This is a genomic window from Pseudomonas sp. CP-1, assembly GCF_021213715.1.
Classification (GTDB): Bacteria; Pseudomonadota; Gammaproteobacteria; order Pseudomonadales; family Pseudomonadaceae; genus Pseudomonas; species Pseudomonas aeruginosa.
Genome location: NZ_JAJQKY010000022.1, coordinates 66,816 through 85,259, shown reverse-complemented (window position 1 = coordinate 85,259; position 18,444 = coordinate 66,816). Strand labels below are relative to the sequence as shown.

General features: G+C 64.4%; 15 protein-coding genes. 7 read left to right on the top strand and 8 right to left on the bottom strand.

All coding sequences use genetic code 11. From position 1 onward, the window contains the following. The first annotated feature begins 66 nt into the window (after positions 1-66). Positions 67-1,041, top strand: coding sequence for a glutathione S-transferase family protein (locus LT948_RS28505; RefSeq protein WP_003097628.1), 975 nt, complete (start codon positions 67-69; stop codon positions 1,039-1,041). A gap of 4 nt (positions 1,042-1,045) precedes the next feature. On the opposite strand, the gene cysG is transcribed toward LT948_RS28505, so the two are convergent. The 5 genes from cysG to ftsK form a co-directional block, all read right to left on the bottom strand. Further along, positions 1,046-2,443, bottom strand: coding sequence for a siroheme synthase CysG (gene cysG, locus LT948_RS28500; RefSeq protein ID WP_023109951.1), 1,398 nt, complete (start codon positions 2,441-2,443; stop codon positions 1,046-1,048). Position 2,444: 1 nt separating this feature from the next. Then, on the bottom strand, positions 2,445-3,725 hold the full coding sequence (gene serS / locus LT948_RS28495; protein WP_033995839.1) for a serine--tRNA ligase: 1,281 nt from the start codon (positions 3,723-3,725) through the stop codon (positions 2,445-2,447). 121 nt (positions 3,726-3,846) lie between these two features. After that, on the bottom strand, positions 3,847-5,172 hold the full coding sequence (locus LT948_RS28490; protein WP_023104458.1) for a replication-associated recombination protein A: 1,326 nt from the start codon (positions 5,170-5,172) through the stop codon (positions 3,847-3,849). A gap of 9 nt (positions 5,173-5,181) precedes the next feature. After that, positions 5,182-5,808 carry an outer membrane lipoprotein chaperone LolA gene (gene lolA, locus LT948_RS28485; RefSeq protein ID WP_003090414.1) on the bottom strand — a complete coding sequence of 209 codons (627 nt, stop codon included), beginning with the start codon at positions 5,806-5,808 and terminating at the stop codon, positions 5,182-5,184. A 25-nt stretch (positions 5,809-5,833) separates the two neighbouring features. Then, positions 5,834-8,269, bottom strand: coding sequence for a DNA translocase FtsK (ftsK, locus tag LT948_RS28480; protein WP_003131123.1), 2,436 nt, complete (start codon positions 8,267-8,269; stop codon positions 5,834-5,836). A gap of 227 nt (positions 8,270-8,496) precedes the next feature. Between ftsK and trxB the strand changes: the two genes are divergently transcribed. The 4 genes from trxB to infA all read left to right on the top strand — a co-directional run bounded on the left by trxB (position 8,497) and on the right by infA (position 11,250). After that, positions 8,497-9,447, top strand: coding sequence for a thioredoxin-disulfide reductase (gene trxB, locus LT948_RS28475; protein WP_003090421.1), 951 nt, complete (start codon positions 8,497-8,499; stop codon positions 9,445-9,447). A gap of 37 nt (positions 9,448-9,484) precedes the next feature. Beyond that, positions 9,485-10,165: a leucyl/phenylalanyl-tRNA--protein transferase gene (gene aat / locus LT948_RS28470; RefSeq protein ID WP_003090423.1), complete on the top strand. Its 681-nt coding sequence runs from the start codon at positions 9,485-9,487 to the stop codon at positions 10,163-10,165. Positions 10,166-10,219: 54 nt separating this feature from the next. Next, on the top strand, positions 10,220-10,927 hold the full coding sequence (locus LT948_RS28465) for an arginyltransferase (RefSeq protein WP_003108766.1): 708 nt from the start codon (positions 10,220-10,222) through the stop codon (positions 10,925-10,927). Between the two features lie 104 nt (positions 10,928-11,031). Beyond that, positions 11,032-11,250 carry a translation initiation factor IF-1 gene (gene infA, locus LT948_RS28460; RefSeq protein ID WP_002553999.1) on the top strand — a complete coding sequence of 73 codons (219 nt, stop codon included), beginning with the start codon at positions 11,032-11,034 and terminating at the stop codon, positions 11,248-11,250. 81 nt (positions 11,251-11,331) lie between these two features. Here infA and clpA read toward each other — a convergent pair whose 3' ends face one another. Together clpA and clpS are read right to left on the bottom strand one after the other, a co-directional pair. Then, entirely contained in the window at positions 11,332-13,608 is a 2,277-nt protein-coding gene (gene clpA / locus LT948_RS28455; protein WP_003090432.1) for an ATP-dependent Clp protease ATP-binding subunit ClpA, read from the bottom strand. A gap of 27 nt (positions 13,609-13,635) precedes the next feature. Next, positions 13,636-14,004, bottom strand: coding sequence for an ATP-dependent Clp protease adapter ClpS (gene clpS, locus LT948_RS28450; RefSeq protein ID WP_003097649.1), 369 nt, complete (start codon positions 14,002-14,004; stop codon positions 13,636-13,638). Positions 14,005-14,229: 225 nt separating this feature from the next. Here clpS and cspD point away from each other — a divergent pair, with 225 nt between their 5' ends. Beyond that, entirely contained in the window at positions 14,230-14,502 is a 273-nt protein-coding gene (gene cspD / locus LT948_RS28445; protein WP_003090435.1) for a cold shock domain-containing protein CspD, read from the top strand. A gap of 72 nt (positions 14,503-14,574) precedes the next feature. Here cspD and icd read toward each other — a convergent pair whose 3' ends face one another. Beyond that, positions 14,575-15,831: an NADP-dependent isocitrate dehydrogenase gene (icd, locus tag LT948_RS28440; protein ID WP_003090436.1), complete on the bottom strand. Its 1,257-nt coding sequence runs from the start codon at positions 15,829-15,831 to the stop codon at positions 14,575-14,577. 358 nt (positions 15,832-16,189) lie between these two features. Here icd and LT948_RS28435 point away from each other — a divergent pair, with 358 nt between their 5' ends. Then, entirely contained in the window at positions 16,190-18,415 is a 2,226-nt protein-coding gene (locus tag LT948_RS28435; protein ID WP_023091680.1) for an NADP-dependent isocitrate dehydrogenase, read from the top strand. The last annotated feature ends 29 nt before the right edge of the window (positions 18,416-18,444 follow it).

Below are 18,444 nucleotides of genomic sequence, written 5' to 3'. Positions count from 1 at the left end.
TTATATAAATTTATCGATCAACCGACACTAGACTGTTCCTCCAACGACGTATGGAGGAACCCGCTCATGGGACAGTTGATCGATGGCCGCTGGCACGACCAGTGGTATGACACACAGAAAGACGGCCGCTTCCAGCGCGAAAACGCCCAGCGCCGCCATTGGCTGGGCGAGCCGGCGTTCCCCGCCGAGGGCGGGCGCTACCATCTCTATGTCTCGCTGGCCTGCCCCTGGGCCCATCGGACCCTGATCGTGCGCAAGCTGAAGGGGCTGGAGTCGCTGGTGGATGTTTCGGTGGTCAGTTGGCTGATGCGCGAGAACGGCTGGACCTTCGACCCCGCCCACGGCTCCACTGGCGATCGCCTCGACGGCCTGGCCTTTCTGCACCAGCGCTATACCCGCGACGACCCGCACTACAGCGGCCGGGTCACGGTGCCGCTGCTGTGGGACAAGCAGGCGCAGAAGATCGTCAACAACGAATCAGCCGATATCGTCCGCATCTTCAACAGCGCCTTCGACGCCATCGGCGCCAACGCGCTGGACTTCTACCCGGAGCCGCTGCGCGAGGAGATCGAACGCCTCAACGGACGCATCTATCCGGCGGTCAACAACGGCGTGTACCGTGCCGGCTTCGCCACTCGCCAGGACGCCTACGAGGAGGCCTTCGTCCAGTTGTTCGAGGAGCTGGACTACCTGGAAGGCTTGCTCGGCGAACGCCGCTACCTGGCCGGCGAATACCTGACCGAGGCCGATATCCGCCTGTTCACCACCCTGGTGCGCTTCGATGCGGTGTACCACGGACACTTCAAATGCAACCTGCGGCGCATCGAAGACTACCCGAATCTCTCCGGCTGGCTGCGCGAGCTGTACCAACGCCCGGGCATCGGCGAGACAGTGGACTTCGAACATATCAAGGGGCACTACTACGCCAGCCACCGTACCATCAACCCGACCGGGATAGTACCGCTGGGCCCGCGCCTCGACCTGGCGCGCGCGCCAGGCCGGGAACGACTTCCCGGCAAGGGCATCTGGGGAGAAGGCTGAAGGCTCAGGCGTCCTCGCGGGCGCCTTCGAACCAGGCCAGCTTGTCGCGCAGTTGCACGACTTCGCCGACGATCACCAGGGTCGGCGCATGCACTTCGTGCTCGGCCACCAGCTGCGGCAGGTTTTCCAGGGTTCCGGTGAATACCCGCTGCTGGACGGTGGTCCCCTGCTGGATCAGCGCCGCCGGGGTCTGCGCGGAGCGACCGTGGGCGACCAGTTGCTCGCAGATCACCGGCAATCCCACCAGGCCCATGTAGAACACCAGGGTCTGGCCAGGCGCTACCAGGTCCTGCCACGGCAGGTCGGTGGTGCCGTCCTTCAGGTGACCGGTGACGAAACGAACCGATTGCGCATGGTCGCGATGAGTCAGCGGAATCCCGGCGTAGGCCGCGCAGCCGCTGGCCGCAGTGATTCCCGGCACGACCTGGAAAGGTATGCCGTGGGCAGCCAGTTCGTCGATTTCCTCACCGCCGCGGCCGAAGATGAACGGGTCGCCGCCCTTCAGGCGCAGCACGCGCTTGCCCTGGCTGGCCAGCTCCACCAGCAGGCGGTTGATCCGATCCTGCGGCACCGCATGTTCGGCGCGGCGCTTGCCGACGTACAGACGTTCGGCATCGCGGCGGCATAATTCGAGGATCGAAGGCGCCACCAGGCGATCGTAGAGCACCACGTCGGCCTGCTGCATCAGGCGCAGGGCACGGAACGTCAGCAGGTCCGGATCCCCCGGCCCGGCCCCGACCAGATATACCTCGCCCGTGGCTATGTGCGCGAGGCCACCGGCCAGGCGCTCTTCCAGGAGACGCTCGGCTTCCGCCGGGCGGCCGGCCAGGACACGTTCGGCGATCTCGCCCTGGAACAGGTTTTCCCAGAACACCCGGCGCTGCTGCAGGTCGGGTAGCAATTCCTTGACCCGGTGGCGGAAGCGGCTGGCGAGTCCGGCCAGTTGCCCGTAGGTCGAGGGAATCCAGGTTTCCAGCTTGGCCCGGATCAGCCGCGCCAGCACGGGTGCGTCGCCGCCGCTGGAGACCGCCACCACCAGCGGCGAACGGTCGACGATAGCCGGGAAGATCACGCTGCACAGGGCCGGCGCGTCCACCACGTTGACCGGTATCCCGCGCGCATTGGCCGCTCGCGACACCTCGGCGTTCAGCGGTTCGTCGTCGGTGGCGGCGATGATCAGGGCGCAGCCGGGCTGGTCGCCGTCCTGGTAGTCGCGTTCGAGCAGCTCGCCGCCGCCCTGCTCCACCAGATGCCGCAGTTCGATGTGGATCTGCGGCGCGACCACGCGCAGGCGCGCGCCGGCGTCGGCCAGCAGGCGCGCCTTGCGCAGGGCGACTTCGCCGCCGCCGACCACCAGCGCGAGGCGCCCTTGCAAGGAGTGGAACAGCGGCAGGAAATCCATGTCAGTCGATCACCTCGATGCCAGCCATGTAGGGCTTGAGGACTTCCGGCACACGGATCGAGCCGTCCGCCTGCTGGTAGTTCTCCAGCACCGCCACCAGGGTGCGGCCGACGGCCAGGCCGGAGCCGTTGAGGGTGTGCACCAGCTCGGGCTTGCCGGTTTCCGGATTGCGGTAGCGGGCCTGCATGCGCCGGGCCTGGAAGTCGCCGCAGTTGGAGCAGGAGGAAATCTCGCGGTACTTGTCCTGGCTGGGAACCCAGACTTCCAGGTCGTAGGTCTTGGTCGCACCGAAGCCCATGTCGCCGGTGCACAGCGCCAGCACCCGATACGGCAGCTCGAGCAGTTGCAGGACGCGCTCGGCGTTGGCGGTCAGGCCTTCCAGCGCCTCGTAGGAGGTGGCCGGATCGACGATCTGCACCATCTCCACCTTGTCGAACTGGTGCTGGCGGATCATGCCGCGGGTATCGCGCCCGGAGGCACCAGCCTCGCTGCGGAAGCACGGGGTATGGGCGACGAACTTCAGCGGCAACTGCTTGGCATCGAGGATCTGCCCGGAGACGATGTTGGTCAGCGAAACCTCGGCGGTCGGGATCAGGTAGAGGTCGGCTTCGCCGTCGCGGCCGATCTTGAACAGGTCCTCCTCGAACTTCGGCAACTGGCCGGTGCCTTGCAGCGCCGGAGCCTGGACGAGATAGGGGGTGTAGGCCTCCTCGTAGCCATGCTCGGCGGTATGCAGGTTGATCATGAACTGCGCCAGGGCGCGATGCAGGCGGGCGATCGGGCCGCGCATGAGGGCGAAGCGCGCGCCGGAAAGCTTGGCGGCGGTCTCGAAATCCAGCCAGCCGTGCCGTTCACCGAGGGCGACATGGTCCTTGACCTCGAAATCGAAGGTCTTCGGCGTGCCCCAGCGACGCACTTCGACGTTGGCGTCCTCGTCGGCACCGACCGGCACCGACTCGTGCGGCAGGTTGGGAATGCCCAGCAGCATGGCATCCAGTTCGCCCTGGATGGCGTCCAACTGGCGCTTGCCTTCCTCCAGTTCGGAGCCCATGCGGTCGACATCGGCCAGCAGCGGCGCGATGTCCTCGCCACGCTGCTTGGCCTGGCCGATCGCCTTGGAGCGCGCGTTGCGCTCGGCCTGCAACTGCTCGGTACGGGTCTGTACCGACTTGCGCTGCTCTTCCAGCGCTTCGATGCGCGCGACATCCAGTTGGAAGCCACGGGTGGCCAGGCGGGCAGCCACTTCTTGCGGCTGGGTGCGTACCAGTTTGGGATCGAGCATGCTCTTTTCTCGTCTCGTGTCGGTTATCGGCGGCTCGTGGCCCGGTTGGCGCTTCGCCGGCCCCGGCGACGTCATCGACGCCGTCACGGAAGCCTGGCTAGCTCCGCCGAGCCCATACCGCTCAGGATTTTCTGCGTTGGCGGGGGCTGGTGCGATCCAGCTCGGCCAGGTGTTCCAGCTTGTCGCGGATCTTCAGTTCCAGGCCCCTCGGCACCGGTTGATAGTAACGCCGCGGCTCCAGATCCTCGGGGAAATAATCCTCTCCGGCGGCATAGGCATCCGGCTCGTCGTGGGCGTAGCGGTATTCCTCGCCGTAGCCGAGGCTCTTCATCAATTTGGTCGGCGCGTTGCGCAAGTGCAATGGCACTTCCCGCGAGCCGCTTTCGGCGACGTCGCGCATCGCCGCGTTGAACGCGCTGTACACCGCATTGCTCTTCGGCGCACAGGCCAGGTAGACGATGGCCTGGGCCACCGCCAGCTCGCCTTCGGGGCTGCCCAGGCGCTCCTGCACGTCCCAGGCCGACAGGCATAGGCCGAGTGCGCGAGGATCGGCGTTGCCAACCTCCTCGCTGGCCATGCGCACCACCCGCCGGGCGATGTACAGGGGATCGCAGCCGCCGTCGAGCATGCGCGCGAACCAATAGAGTGCCGCGTCGGGATTGGAGCCACGCACCGACTTGTGCAGCGCGCTGATCTGGTCGTAGAACGCCTCGCCGCCCTTGTCGAAACGCCGGCGGGTATCGCCGAGCAGATTCTGCAGCAGTTCGGGACTGATCTCGCTGCCGTCCTCGGCGAGGTCGGCAGCGTTCTCCAGCAGGTTCAGCAGGCGCCGCCCATCGCCGTCGGCGGCGGCCAGGAGAACCTGGAAGCTCTCCTCCGGCAGGCTCAGGTTGCGCTTGCCGAGGCCCTTGTCCTCGTTCAGCGCGCGGCCCACCAGCTTGCGCAGGGCGGCTTCGTCGAGGCTCTTGAGGACATACACGCGAGCCCGCGAGAGCAGCGCGTTGTTCAACTCGAAGGACGGGTTCTCGGTGGTCGCGCCAATGAAGATCAGCGTGCCGTCTTCCACATAGGGCAGGAAGGCATCCTGCTGGCTCTTGTTGAAGCGGTGCACCTCGTCGACGAACAGGATGGTCCGGCGCCCATATTGCGCGGCGTGCTGCTTGGCCACCTCGACCGCCTGGCGGATCTCCTTGACCCCGGACAGCACCGCGGAAATGGTCTCGAAATGGGCATCCGACACCTGCGCCAGCAGCCGCGCCAGGGTGGTCTTGCCGACTCCCGGCGGGCCCCAGAAGATCATCGAGTGCAGCGCGCCCTGCTCCAGCGCCTCGCGCAAGGGCTTGCCGCGGGCCAGCAGGTGTTCCTGCCCCACGTACTCGTCCAGGTTTGCGGGCCTCAGCCGTGCCGCCAGGGGCTGCGCGACGGGCTCGCTGCGGAACAGATCCACGGCTTGCGCTTACTCCTGGATCACGTCGACGCCCGGCGGAACGTCGAAGGTGAATTGCTTGGCATCCAGCGCCTCGTTCATCTTCACGTCGAAGAACAGGATGTTGGTGCGCTGGCCGACGCCATCGATCATCTGCATGTCGTTCACCTTGCCGCTGCGGAACGACAGGCGCAAGGTGTCGAAGAGGGTGTCCTTGGTCTTCGGCTTGAGCACGAAATCGACTACGTTGCCGCCTTCCTTGTAGGTGATGGCGAAGCTTTCGCTGATCTTCGAGATGTCGCCGGAGAGCAGCAGCGCCGGCGTCTGGGTCAGGCGCTGATCGAGCTTCTGGATGGTCACCTGCTCCAGGTCCGGGTCGTACAGCCAGACCTTCTCGCCGTTGGAAATGAGCAATTGCTCGTTCGGCGCATCGGTATGCCAGCGGAACAGTCCCGGCCGCTTCAGGCTCAGTTGGCCGGCGGTTTCCTGCAGGCGCGTGCCGCTACCGTCCAGGGTCAGCTGGGAAAAACGCGCGGTCAGGGTCTGGGCCTTGTTCAGCAGGCCGGTCAGGCGCTGGACGGCGGCGCTGTCGTCGGCATGGGCCAGCGAAGCGCCCATGGCCAGGGCGGCAACGAACAACGTGCGGATCAGTCGCATCGGAATCCTCTAAAACCTGTCGGGTTCAATCACGAACCGGCGCCGGCGCGATGACTTCGCGGGAGCCGTTGGTATTCATCGGGGTGACCACGCCGGCCATCTCCATCGCCTCGATCATCCGCGCGGCGCGGTTGTAGCCGATCTTCAGCTTGCGTTGCACGGCGGAGATCGATGCCCGGCGACTCTCGGTGACGAAACGTACCGCCTCGTCGTAGAGCGGGTCGTCCTCGCTGCCTTCGCCGGAGCCGTCGCCGCCATCGAAGGAACCGCCACCGCCGCCGCCTTCGTCGACGCCAGCGAGGATGTCCTCGATGTAGTCGGGCGCGCCGCGCAGCTTCCAGGCCTCGACCACCCGGTGCACCTCGTCGTCGGAAACGAAGGCGCCGTGTACGCGAATCGGCAGGCCTGTGCCCGGCGGCAGGTAGAGCATGTCGCCGTGGCCGAGCAGTTGCTCGGCACCACCCTGGTCGAGGATGGTGCGCGAGTCGATCTTGCTGGAGACCTGGAAGGCGATCCGGGTCGGGATGTTGGCCTTGATCAGGCCGGTGATCACGTCCACCGACGGCCGCTGGGTCGCCAGGATCAGGTGGATACCGGCCGCCCGCGCCTTCTGCGCGATACGGGCGATAAGCTCCTCGACCTTCTTGCCGACGATCATCATCATGTCGGCGAATTCGTCGACCACCACCACGATGGTCGGCAGGGTGCTCAGCTGCGGCGGCTCGTCGTCCGGGCTTTCGCGACGGAACAGCGGGTCGGTCAGCGGCGTGCCGGCCTCCTCGGCGTCCTTCACCTTGCGGTTGAAGCCAGCCAGGTTGCGCACGCCCATGGCCGCCATCAGGCGGTAGCGCCGCTCCATCTCCGCCACGCTCCAGCGCAGGGCGTTGGCGGCTTCCTTCATGTCGGTGACCACCGGACAGAGCAGGTGCGGGATCCCTTCGTAGATCGACAGTTCGAGCATCTTCGGGTCGATCATGATCAGTCGCGCCTCGCTCGGCGTGGACTTGAACAGGATCGACAGGAGCATGGCGTTGACCCCCACCGACTTACCGGAGCCGGTGGTACCGGCCACCAGCAGGTGCGGCATCTTCGCCAGGTCGGTGATGATCGGCCGACCGCCGATGTCGTGGCCCAGGGCCAGCGGCACGGTGGACTTGTGCTCGTCGTACTCCGGCGACGACAGCACTTCGGAGAAGCGCACCATCTGCCGGTCTTCATTGGGAATCTCGATGCCGACGGTGGTCTTGCCGGGAATCACTTCCACCACCCGCACGCTGATCACCGCTAACGAGCGCGCCAGGTCCTTGGCCAGGTTGGAAATGCGGCTGACCTTGACCCCCGCCGCGGGCTGGATCTCGAAACGGGTGATCACGGGGCCCGGATGCACCGAATCCACGCTGACCTCGACGCCGAACTCCTTCAGCTTGATCTCCAGCAGGCGCGACATCGCCTCCAGCGACTCGGGCGAGTAGCTCTTCTGCTTCACTTCCGCCGGGTCGAGCAGCGACAGCGGCGGCAGGGTGCCCTCCACCGCCGTATCGACGAACAGCGGCGCCTGCTTCTCTTTCAGCACGCGCTTGCTCGGCTCCGGGGCCTTCGGCGGCGGTGGCGGATCGATCTTCGGCGGCGGGCGCTTCTCCCGCTCGCTCATGTGCTTGGCCAGGGCCTCTTCGCGTTCCAGCAGGCGCTCCTTGGCCTTGGACTGTTCGCGGCGGTCCGGCACGCTCGGCGCCACCACCTCGGCGACACGCTCGTCGACCTCGCGCAGTTGCGCGACCAGTTGCTTGCGCTCGGCGCGCGCGCCCATCCAGCGATTGAAGGCGTTCTGGATCAGTTCGAAGAAGTCCAGGGTGATCTTGCCGGTGACATCCATCACCTTGAACCAGGAGAGGTCGGCGAACACCGTCAGGCCGAAGAGGAACAGGGCGAAGAACACCAGCGTGCTGCCCTGCACGTTCAGCGCATCCACCGCGACGCGGCCCAGGCTCTGGCCGATGGCGCCGCCGGCCGAGGCGCTGGCCGGCATGTGGCCGCTGGCGTGGAAATGGATGTAGGCCAGTGCCGAGCCGGCCAGGATCAGGAAGATCAGCCCGACCAGGCGCCAGGAAAACAGCCAGGTGTTCCATTCCCACGGCAGGTTGCGGCGGCGGAATACCTGCCAGGTCTTGATGCCCAGCAACAGCGGAAAGAGGTAGGCGAAGTAGCCGAGCGTCATGAACAGGATATCGGCGGATACCGCACCGAGCCGACCGGCGGCATTCTGCACCTGGTCAACCTGGCTCGAGTGACTCCAGCTCGGATCGGCCGGGTCATAGGTGAGCAGAGCCATCCACAAGTAGAGGCAGAGCGCGCCCAGCGCGATCAGGACCCCTTCCTTCAGGCGGGAATGCAGTTGCTGACGCCATGCGGCGGCATGGCTCGCGGTGGTCGAATCCTTCAAATCGCTATTTTTCCTGCGCACGGCTGGTGCTTTAGAAGCTGTCTTGGTCAAAACGCGCCTATTGTACGGCTTTAGGGAAACTCTGAAAAATCACACCCGAAATCAGCGGCAATCCGTGCGTGGCTGATCCCGGCCCCGGGGTTTTGCCGGCCTTTTGCGGATAGGTGTAGCATAGCCGGCAGAACTCTTCAGGCGGCTCCATTGGAGCACGCATTTTCTTATGTGACAAAGGCTTATGGAGTCTTTTTATGAGTGAAGTCAAGCATTCGCGCCTCATCATCCTGGGCTCCGGTCCGGCCGGCTATACCGCCGCCGTGTACGCCGCACGCGCCAATCTCAAGCCAGTGGTGATCACCGGCATCCAGCCAGGCGGCCAGCTGACCACCACCACCGAAGTCGACAACTGGCCGGGCGACGTCGAAGGCCTTACCGGCCCGGCGCTGATGACCCGCATGCAGCAGCACGCCGAGCGTTTCGACACCGAGATCGTCTACGACCACATCCACACCGCCGAGTTGCAACAGCGCCCCTTCACACTGAAGGGCGATAGTGGCACTTATACCTGCGATGCATTGATCATTGCCACCGGTGCCTCCGCGCAATACCTGGGCATGTCGTCGGAAGAAGCCTTCATGGGCAAGGGCGTTTCCGCCTGCGCCACCTGCGACGGCTTCTTCTACCGCAACCAGGTGGTCTGCGTGGTCGGCGGCGGCAATACCGCCGTCGAGGAAGCGCTGTACCTGGCCAACATCGCCAAGGAAGTCCACCTGATCCACCGTCGCGACAAGCTGCGTTCGGAGAAAATCCTCCAGGACAAGCTGTTCGACAAGGCCGAGAACGGCAACGTGCGCCTGCACTGGAACACCACCCTGGACGAGGTGCTGGGCGACGCCAGCGGCGTCACCGGCGTACGCCTGAAGAGCACCATCGACGGCAGCACCAGCGAACTGTCGCTGGCCGGCGTGTTCATCGCCATCGGCCACAAGCCGAACACCGACCTGTTCCAGGGCCAACTGGAAATGCGCGACGGCTACCTGCGGATCCACGGCGGCAGCGAAGGCAACGCCACCCAGACCAGCATCGAAGGCGTGTTCGCCGCCGGCGACGTGGCCGACCACGTCTACCGCCAGGCCATCACTTCCGCCGGCGCCGGCTGCATGGCCGCGCTGGATGCCGAAAAATACCTCGACGACCATTGATCGGACCCGGGGGAGGCCCGCCCTCCCCTACCCCGCCATGCTGACCTGGCTTTCCCGCACCGACTTCGACTTTCCGCCCCTCGACAAGGCCCTGCAGGAGCCCAACGGGCTGCTCGCGGCCGGAGGCGACCTCAATCCGCAACGCCTGGTCGCAGCCTATCGCCACGGCTGCTTCCCCTGGTACCAGGATGGCCAGCCGATCCTCTGGTGGTCGCCCGACCCGCGCACCGTCCTGTTCCCCGACGAACTGCACGTTTCCCGCAGCCTGGCCAAGTGCCTGCGCCAGCAACGCTTCGAAGTCACCTTCAACCGTGACTTCCGGGCGGTGATCCAGGCTTGTGCCGCGCCGCGCGACTACGCCGACGGCACCTGGATCACCACGCCGATGCAACTGGCCTACCAGGAGCTGCACCTGCGCGGAATTGCCCACTCCGTGGAAGTCTGGCAGGAGCGACAACTGGTCGGCGGCCTCTACGGCCTGGCCATGGGCAGGCTGTTCTTCGGCGAATCGATGTTCAGCCGCGCCGACAACGCTTCCAAGGTCGGCTTCGTCACGCTGGTCCGCCATCTGCGCGACGCCGGCTTCGTCCTCATCGACTGCCAGATGCCGACCCGCCACCTGCACAGCCTGGGCGCCCGCGCCATCGGCCGGGGGGAATTCGCCGACTACCTGCAACGCTATCGCGACCAGCCTCCTACCGGCGACCTGGATTTTTAGGCGAGTTTCCGTGCCTGGCATAAACTTGCTTATGGGTCCCTGCTGGAGTTCACCATGACCGAACTCGCCCGACTGAAGTTCTACGCGACGCAACCGCACCCGTGCAGCTACCTGCCCGAGGAGCAGGCAACCACCCTGTTCCTCGATCCCAGCCAGCCCATGGACACGCAGCTGTACGCCTCGCTGTCGGAAGTCGGCTTCCGCCGTAGCGGCGACCATCTCTATCGTCCGCACTGCCAGCATTGCACCGCCTGCATCGCCGCGCGCATACCGGTCGCCGACTTCAGCCCGAACCGCCAGCAGCGGCGCATCCTCAAGCGCAATGCGGAACTGCAGGTGATCCGCAAGCGACCGAGCTTCAACGAGGAGTACTACGACCTCTATCGGCGCTACATCGAGCAACGCCACGCCGACGGCGACATGTATCCGCCCAGCCGCGACCAGTTCGCCACCTTCCTGGTCCGCGACCTGCCCTTCTGCTGCTTCTTCGAGTTCCGCCTGCATGGCCGCCTGCTGGCCATAGCCGTGACGGACGTGCTGCCGAACGGACTCTCGGCCGTCTATACCTTCTACGATCCCGACGAAGAGCAGCGCAGCCTGGGACGCTACGCGATCCTCTGGCAGATCGCCGAGACCGAACGCCTGGGCCTGCAGGCCGTCTACCTGGGCTACTGGATCAAGAATTGCCGCAAGATGAACTACAAGACCCAGTACCGCCCCATCGAACTGTTCGTCAACCAGCGCTGGGTCGCCCTCACCTGATAGCCGTGTGGCGCTATTGTCGATTTTCTGGCACAATGCACGCCGCTTTTCACGGCCCACCTCTCATTGAAAGGGCCACCCATAGATACCGAGGGCTCTACTGCATGTCGAAAGAAGACAGCTTCGAAATGGAAGGTACTGTCGTCGACACCCTGCCCAACACCATGTTCCGTGTGGAGTTGGAAAATGGGCACGTCGTCACCGCGCACATCTCCGGCAAAATGCGCAAGAACTACATCCGCATCCTCACCGGCGACAAGGTCCGCGTGGAACTGACGCCCTACGACCTGAGCAAGGGCCGCATCACCTACCGCGCCCGCTGAGTCGACACGAGCCGCTGCGGCTCGCCGATTGCAAAAGAAAACGCCCGGCATCTGCCGGGCGTTTTCGTTGCCGCGCTCGGATCAGGCGGGCTCCGCCGCCGTGATCTCGAACTCGAAGGCCAGCTCGTCGCCCTTCAGGTCGACATGCACCAGGCCGCCATGCTCGGCCAGCTCGCCGAACAGGATCTCCTCGGCCAACGGCCGCTTGATCTTGTCCTGGATAAGCCGCGCCATCGGTCGCGCACCCATCTGCACGTCGTAGCCCTTCTCCGCCAGCCAGCCGCGCGCCGCATCGCTGACCTCGAGCTGGACGCGCTTGTCCTCCAACTGCGCCTGCAGCTCGGTGAGGAACTTGTCGACCACGCTCTTGATCGTCTCGGTGCTCAGGCGACCGAACTGGATGATGGTATCCAGGCGGTTGCGGAACTCCGGGGTGAAGCTCTTCTTGATCACTTCCATCGCATCGGTGGTGTGATCCTGCTGGTTGAAGCCGATCGACGCGCGCGCCGCCACTTCCGCGCCGGCGTTGGTGGTCATGATCAGGATGATGTTGCGGAAGTCCGCCTTGCGCCCGTTGTTGTCGGTCAGGGTGCCGTGGTCCATCACCTGCAGCAGCAGGTTGAAGACCTCCGGATGAGCCTTCTCGATCTCGTCGAGCAGCAACACGCAGTGCGGGGTCTTGGTGATCGCCTCGGTGAGCAGGCCGCCCTGGTCGAAGCCGACGTAGCCCGGAGGCGCACCGATCAGCCGCGACACGGTATGCCGCTCCATGTACTCGGACATGTCGAAGCGCACCAGTTCCACGCCCAAGGCCTTCGCCAACTGCCGCGCCACCTCGGTCTTGCCCACGCCGGTGGGACCGGCGAAGAGGAACGAGCCGACCGGCTTGTCCGGCGCCTTGAGCCCGGCCCGGGACAGCTTGATCGCCGTGGACAGCGACTCGATGGCGTCGTCCTGGCCGAACACGGTCAGCTTGAGGTCGCGCTCGAGGTTCCGCAGCAACTCCTTGTCGGAGGTGGTGACGTGTTTCGGCGGGATCCGCGCGATCTTCGCCACGATATCCTCGACCTGCGCCACCTCGATGCGCTTCACGCGCTTCTCTTCCGGCTGCAGGCGCTGGTAGGCGCCCGCCTCGTCGATGACGTCGATGGCCTTGTCCGGCATGTGCCGGTCGTTGATGTAGCGCGCCGCCAGCTCGGCCGCGGCGCGCAGCGCCTCGTCGCTGTACTCGATGTGGTGATGCTGCTCGAAGCGCCCCTTGAGGCCCTTGAGGATGCCATAGGTATCTTCCACCGACGGCTCGGTCACGTCGACCTTCTGGAAGCGCCGCGCCAAGGCCCGGTCCTTCTCGAAGATGCCGCGGAACTCCTGGAAGGTGGTCGAGCCGATGCAGCGGATCTCGCCCGAGGACAAGACCGGCTTGAGCAGGTTGGAGGCGTCCATTACCCCGCCGGATGCCGCACCGGCGCCGATGATGGTATGGATCTCGTCGATGAACAGCACCGCGTGCGGGCGCTTGCGCAACTCGTTGAGCAAGGCCTTGAAGCGCTTCTCGAAGTCGCCGCGGTACTTGGTACCCGCGAGCAAGGCACCCAGGTCGAGGGAGTAGACCACGCTGTCGGCCAGCAGGTCCGGCACCTGGCCATCGACGATGCGCTTGGCCAGGCCTTCGGCGATGGCCGTCTTGCCGACCCCCGCCTCGCCTACCAGCAGCGGGTTGTTCTTGCGCCGGCGGGCAAGGATCTGCGCCACCCGCTCGACTTCATGCTCGCGCCCCACCAGCGGGTCGATCCGCCCCTGGCGAGCCAGTTCGTTGAGGTTGCTGGCATAGGCGTCCAGCGGATGGTTGGACGTGGCCGACTCGCCACCTTCCTCATCCTGCATATCCTGCTCCCCATCCTGCGGATGTTCGGCATGCCCGGGCACCTTGGAGATGCCGTGGGCGATGTAGTTCACCACATCGATACGCGCGATGCTCTGCTGCTTGAGCAGGAACACCGCCTGGCTTTCCTGTTCGCTGAAGATCGCCACCAGGACATTGGCCCCGGTCACTTCGCGCTTGCCGGAACTCTGCACGTGGAACACCGCACGCTGCAGGACGCGCTGGAAGCCCAGCGTCGGCTGGGTTTCGCGCTCGTCGTCGTGCTGCGGGATCAGCGGCGTGGTGGAATCGATGAATTCCTGCAGGTCGCGCCGCAGCTTGTCCAGGTTGGCACCGCACGCACGCAATACCGTTGCCGCCGCCTCATTGTCCAGCAAGGCCAGCAGCAGGTGCTCAACCGTCATGAATTCATGGCGTTTGGCCCTCGCCTCCTTGAAGGCGAGATTGAGGGTGACTTCGAGCTCTCGATTCAACATGGCTTCACCTCGCTCCCAAACATCCGATCAACTGTCTTTCTCTATCTCGCAGAGCAATGGATGCTGGCTCTCCCGTGCATACTGATTGACCTGCATCGCCTTGGTTTCGGCCACGTCCCGGGTAAACAAGCCGCAGACCGCCTTACCCTGAGTATGTACCGTCAACATGATCTTGGTGGCTTTTTCCCGGTCCATGTTGAAGAACACTTCCAGCACTTCAACAACAAAGTCCATCGGCGTGTAATCGTCGTTGAACAGTACCACCTTATACAACGGTGGCGGCTGTAATACAGGCTTCGACTCCTGTACCGCGAGCCCCGCCCCTTCGTCCTCGTGTTCATGAGGCTCGGGATGGTCCTGATTGAATGTTAGTCGAATCTGGCTAGGTGCATGCATGAGGAAAAAAAGCTTTGCCTTTCTGGAAAGTTATGGACCGACATGATGTTGATCCGTTTCTCAGGCGTATGGTTCAGCGCCTTGACTAACTGCAAAAGGGTGTTACAAACAATGGAATACCCCTACAGGGTATCAGGGGTTCCGCACCCGTCTCGACCCAGGTCGGACGCGGGATCGTAGTGGATGATACTCCAGCGTTGGAGTCCTTTGCAGAGGGATATGAGCATGCTCAGCGGTAAGGTCAAGTGGTTCAACAACGCCAAGGGCTACGGGTTCATCCTGGCCGAGGGCCGAGATGAGGACCTGTTCGCCCATTACTCGGCCATTCAGATGGACGGTTACAAGACACTCAAGGCGGGCCAGCCGGTCAATTTCGAGATCATCCAGGGACCGAAGGGACTGCATGCCATCAACATCAGCCCCGCCACCGCGACAACCGCCGCACCCTCCGCCCCCGCCCCGCAGGAAGAGCCGCAGGCGACGCCCATCGAAGCCTGACCCCAGCGCGGATGCGGAAATGAAAAAGGCCGGTGCGAACCGGCCTTTTTCTCGTTCGGGCGCTAGCCCTTCCTACATCTTGGCAATCATCGCGTCGCCGAACTCCGAGCAGGACAGCAGGGTCGCGCCGTCCATCAGGCGTTCGAAGTCATAGGTCACGGTCTTGGCGGCGATCGCCCCGTTGGTGCCCTTGATGATCAGGTCGGCCGCCTCGGTCCAGCCCATGTGGCGCAGCATCATCTCCGCGGAGAGGATCAGCGAACCCGGGTTGACCTTGTCCTGGCCGGCGTACTTCGGCGCGGTGCCGTGGGTCGCCTCGAACATGGCCACCGAATCGGACAGGTTGGCGCCGGGCGCGATGCCGATGCCGCCGACCTCGGCTGCCAGGGCGTCGGAGAGATAGTCGCCGTTCAGGTTCAGGGTGGCGATCACGTCGTACTCGGCGGGGCGCAGCAGGATCTGCTGCAACATGGCGTCGGCGATCACGTCCTTGACCACGACGTTCTTGCCGGTCTTCGGATTCTTGAACTGCATCCACGGACCGCCGTCCAGCAGCTCGGCGCCGAATTCATCGCGCGCGACTTCGTAGCCCCAATCCTTGAAGGCACCCTCGGTGAACTTCATGATGTTGCCCTTGTGCACCAGGGTCACCGAACTGCGGTCGTTGTCGACGGCGTATTGCAGGGCCTTGCGCACCAGGCGCTTGGTGCCTTCCTGGGAAACCGGCTTGATGCCGATGCCGCAGTTCTCGGTGAAGCGGATCTTCTTGACGCCCATTTCCTCGGTGAGGAACTTGATGACCTTCTCCGCCTCCGGCGAACCGGCCTTCCACTCGACGCCGGCATAGATGTCCTCGGAGTTCTCGCGGAAGATCACCATGTCTACGTCGCCGGGCTTCTTCACCGGGCTGGGCACGCCTTCGAACCAGCGTACCGGGCGCTGGCAGACGTAGAGATCGAGTTGCTGGCGCAGGGCCACGTTCAGGGAGCGGATGCCGCCACCGACCGGGGTGGTCAGCGGGCCCTTGATGGAAACCACGTAGTCGCGCACGGCGTCCAGGGTTTCCTGGGGCAGCCAGGTGTCCTGGTCATAGACCTGGGTGGCCTTCTCGCCGGCGTAGACTTCCATCCAGGCGATCTTGCGCTCGCCCTTGTATGCTTTTTCCACTGCAGCGTCGACAACCTTGATCATGACCGGGCTGATATCGACGCCGATGCCATCACCCTCGATGAACGGGATGATCGGGTTCTTCGGTACGCTCAAGGACATGTCGGCATTCACAGTGATTTTGTCACCGGTCGCCGGCACCTGGATCTTTTGGTATCCCATGCTGAACTCCGTGTTGTGGTTAAAACCCTGTTGCAGCCTTCTAGGGTAGCCCAGTTGTCCGCCCGGAAACCACATCTTCCTTAGTCTAAACAGGCGAGCGCATCAGCCCGGCGAGAGGGTGGTATACTGCGCGCCATGACTTCGCAGTCATCGAGGTCCGAGCAGTCTGGGACCAGACCCTCTCCCCTCGCAGCGTCGGGTTCGCCACCATGAACCCGCCGTACAACGCTCTACTGGCGCCCCTATATCCCGCGGCATATCTCGATTTCGATTCAACCCGATGTTGAGCGAAGGCATCGCGTCCACCAACGCGTATCGAGACTCTGTGCGCGCCCAGCAAAAAAGAGAGTTACCGTAGATGTCCATCCGCTCGAAGATCACCTACACCTTCACCGACGAAGCACCCGCGCTCGCCACCTACTCGCTCCTCCCCATCGTCAAGGCCTTTGCCGCGTCCGCCGGCATCGACGTCGAGACCAGCGACATCTCTCTTGCAGGACGCATCCTGGCCAACTTCGCCGACCGCCTCGACGCCGACCAGCGTATCGAAGACGACCTCGCCCGCCTGGCGGTCCTGGCCACCTCGCCCGACGCCAATATCATCAAGCTGCCCAACATCAGCGCCTCGGTGCCCCAGCTGAAAGGCGCGATCGCCGAGCTGCAGGGCCTGGGCTACAAGGTTCCCGACTTCCCGGAAGACCCGCAGACCGACGAAGAGAAAGAGGTTCGCGCACGCTACGCGAAGATCCTCGGCAGCGCCGTGAACCCGGTCCTGCGCGAAGGCAACTCCGACCGTCGCGCGCCTGCCGCGGTGAAGGCCTACGCCCGCAAGCACCCGCACTCCATGGGCAAGTGGAGCATGGCCTCGCGCTCCCACGCCGACTACATGCGCGGCGGCGACTTCTTCTCCAGCGAACAGTCCATCACCATGGCCAAGGCCGGTGACGTGCGCATCGAGTTCGTCGGCAAGGACGGCAAGGTCGAGGTCAAGAAGCAACTGAGCCTGCAGGAAGGCGAAGTGCTCGACAGCATGTTCATGAGCTGCGGCAAGCTGCGCGACTTCTTCGAGAAGACCCTGCAGGACTGCAAGGAAACCGGCGTCATGTGGTCCCTGCACGTCAAGGCGACCATGATGAAGATTTCCCACCCGATCGTCTTCGGACATGCGGTGAGCGTCTACTACAAGGACGTCTTCGACAAGTGGGGCCAACTCTTCGAAGAGCTCGGCGTGAACCCGAACAACGGTATCTCCAGCGTCTACGACAAGATCAAGTCGCTGCCCGCCTCCCAGCAGGAAGAGATCCTCCACGACATCCACGAGGTGTACAGCCACCGCCCGGAAATGGCGATGGTCGACTCCGTGAAAGGCATCACCAACCTGCACATTCCGAGCGACGTCATCGTCGACGCCTCGATGCCGGCGATGATCCGCAACTCTGGCCAGATGTGGGGCAAGGACGGCAAGCAGAAAGACACCAAGGCGGTAATGCCGGAAAGCACCTACGCCCGCATCTACCAGGAGATGATCAACTTCTGCAAGACCAACGGCGCCTTCGACCCGACCACCATGGGCAGCGTGCCGAACGTCGGCCTGATGGCGCAGAAGGCCGAGGAATACGGCTCCCACGACAAGACCTTCGAAATGACCGCCGACGGCACCATGCGCGTGGTCCTGGCCGACGGCAGCGTGCTGATGCAGCACGACGTGGAGACCGGCGACATCTGGCGCGCCTGCCAGACCAAGGACGCACCGATCCGCGACTGGGTCAAGCTGGCCGTCACCCGCGCACGCCAGTCCGATACCCCGGCGATCTTCTGGCTGGACCCGGAGCGCGCCCACGACCGCGAACTGCGCAAGAAGGTCGAGCTGTACCTCAAGGACCACGACCTGACCGGTCTCGACATCAGCATCATGGGCTACAACGAGGCCATTCGCGTCAGCATGGAACGCCTGATCCGCGGCAAGGACACCATCTCGGTGACCGGCAACGTCCTGCGCGACTACCTGACCGACCTGTTCCCGATCATGGAACTGGGCACCTCGGCCAAGATGCTCTCCATCGTTCCGCTGATGGCGGGCGGCGGCATGTACGAAACCGGCGCCGGCGGCTCGGCACCCAAGCACGTCCAGCAACTGGTGGAAGAGAACTACCTGCGCTGGGACTCCCTGGGCGAGTTCCTGGCCCTGGCCGTGTCCCTGGAGGAAACCGGGATCAAGACCGGCAACGCCAAGGCCAAGCTGCTCGGCAAGGCGCTGGACGAAGCCACCGGCAAGCTGCTGGACAACAACAAGTCGCCGTCGCGCAAGGTCGGCGACATCGACAACCGCGGCAGCCACTTCTACCTGGCGATGTACTGGGCCCAGGCCCTGGCCGCCCAGGACGAAGACGCCGAACTGAAAGCGCACTTCGCACCGCTGGCCAAGGCCCTGACCGAGCAGGAAGCGACCATCGTCGCCGAACTCAATGCGGTCCAGGGCAAGCCGGCCGAGATCGGCGGCTACTATCGCTCCAACCCGGAGCTGACCAGCAAGGTGATGCGCCCCAGCGCCACCTTCAACGCGGCGATCGACAGCCTGGCCTGATGGCGTCACGCTGACGAAGCAGAAACCCC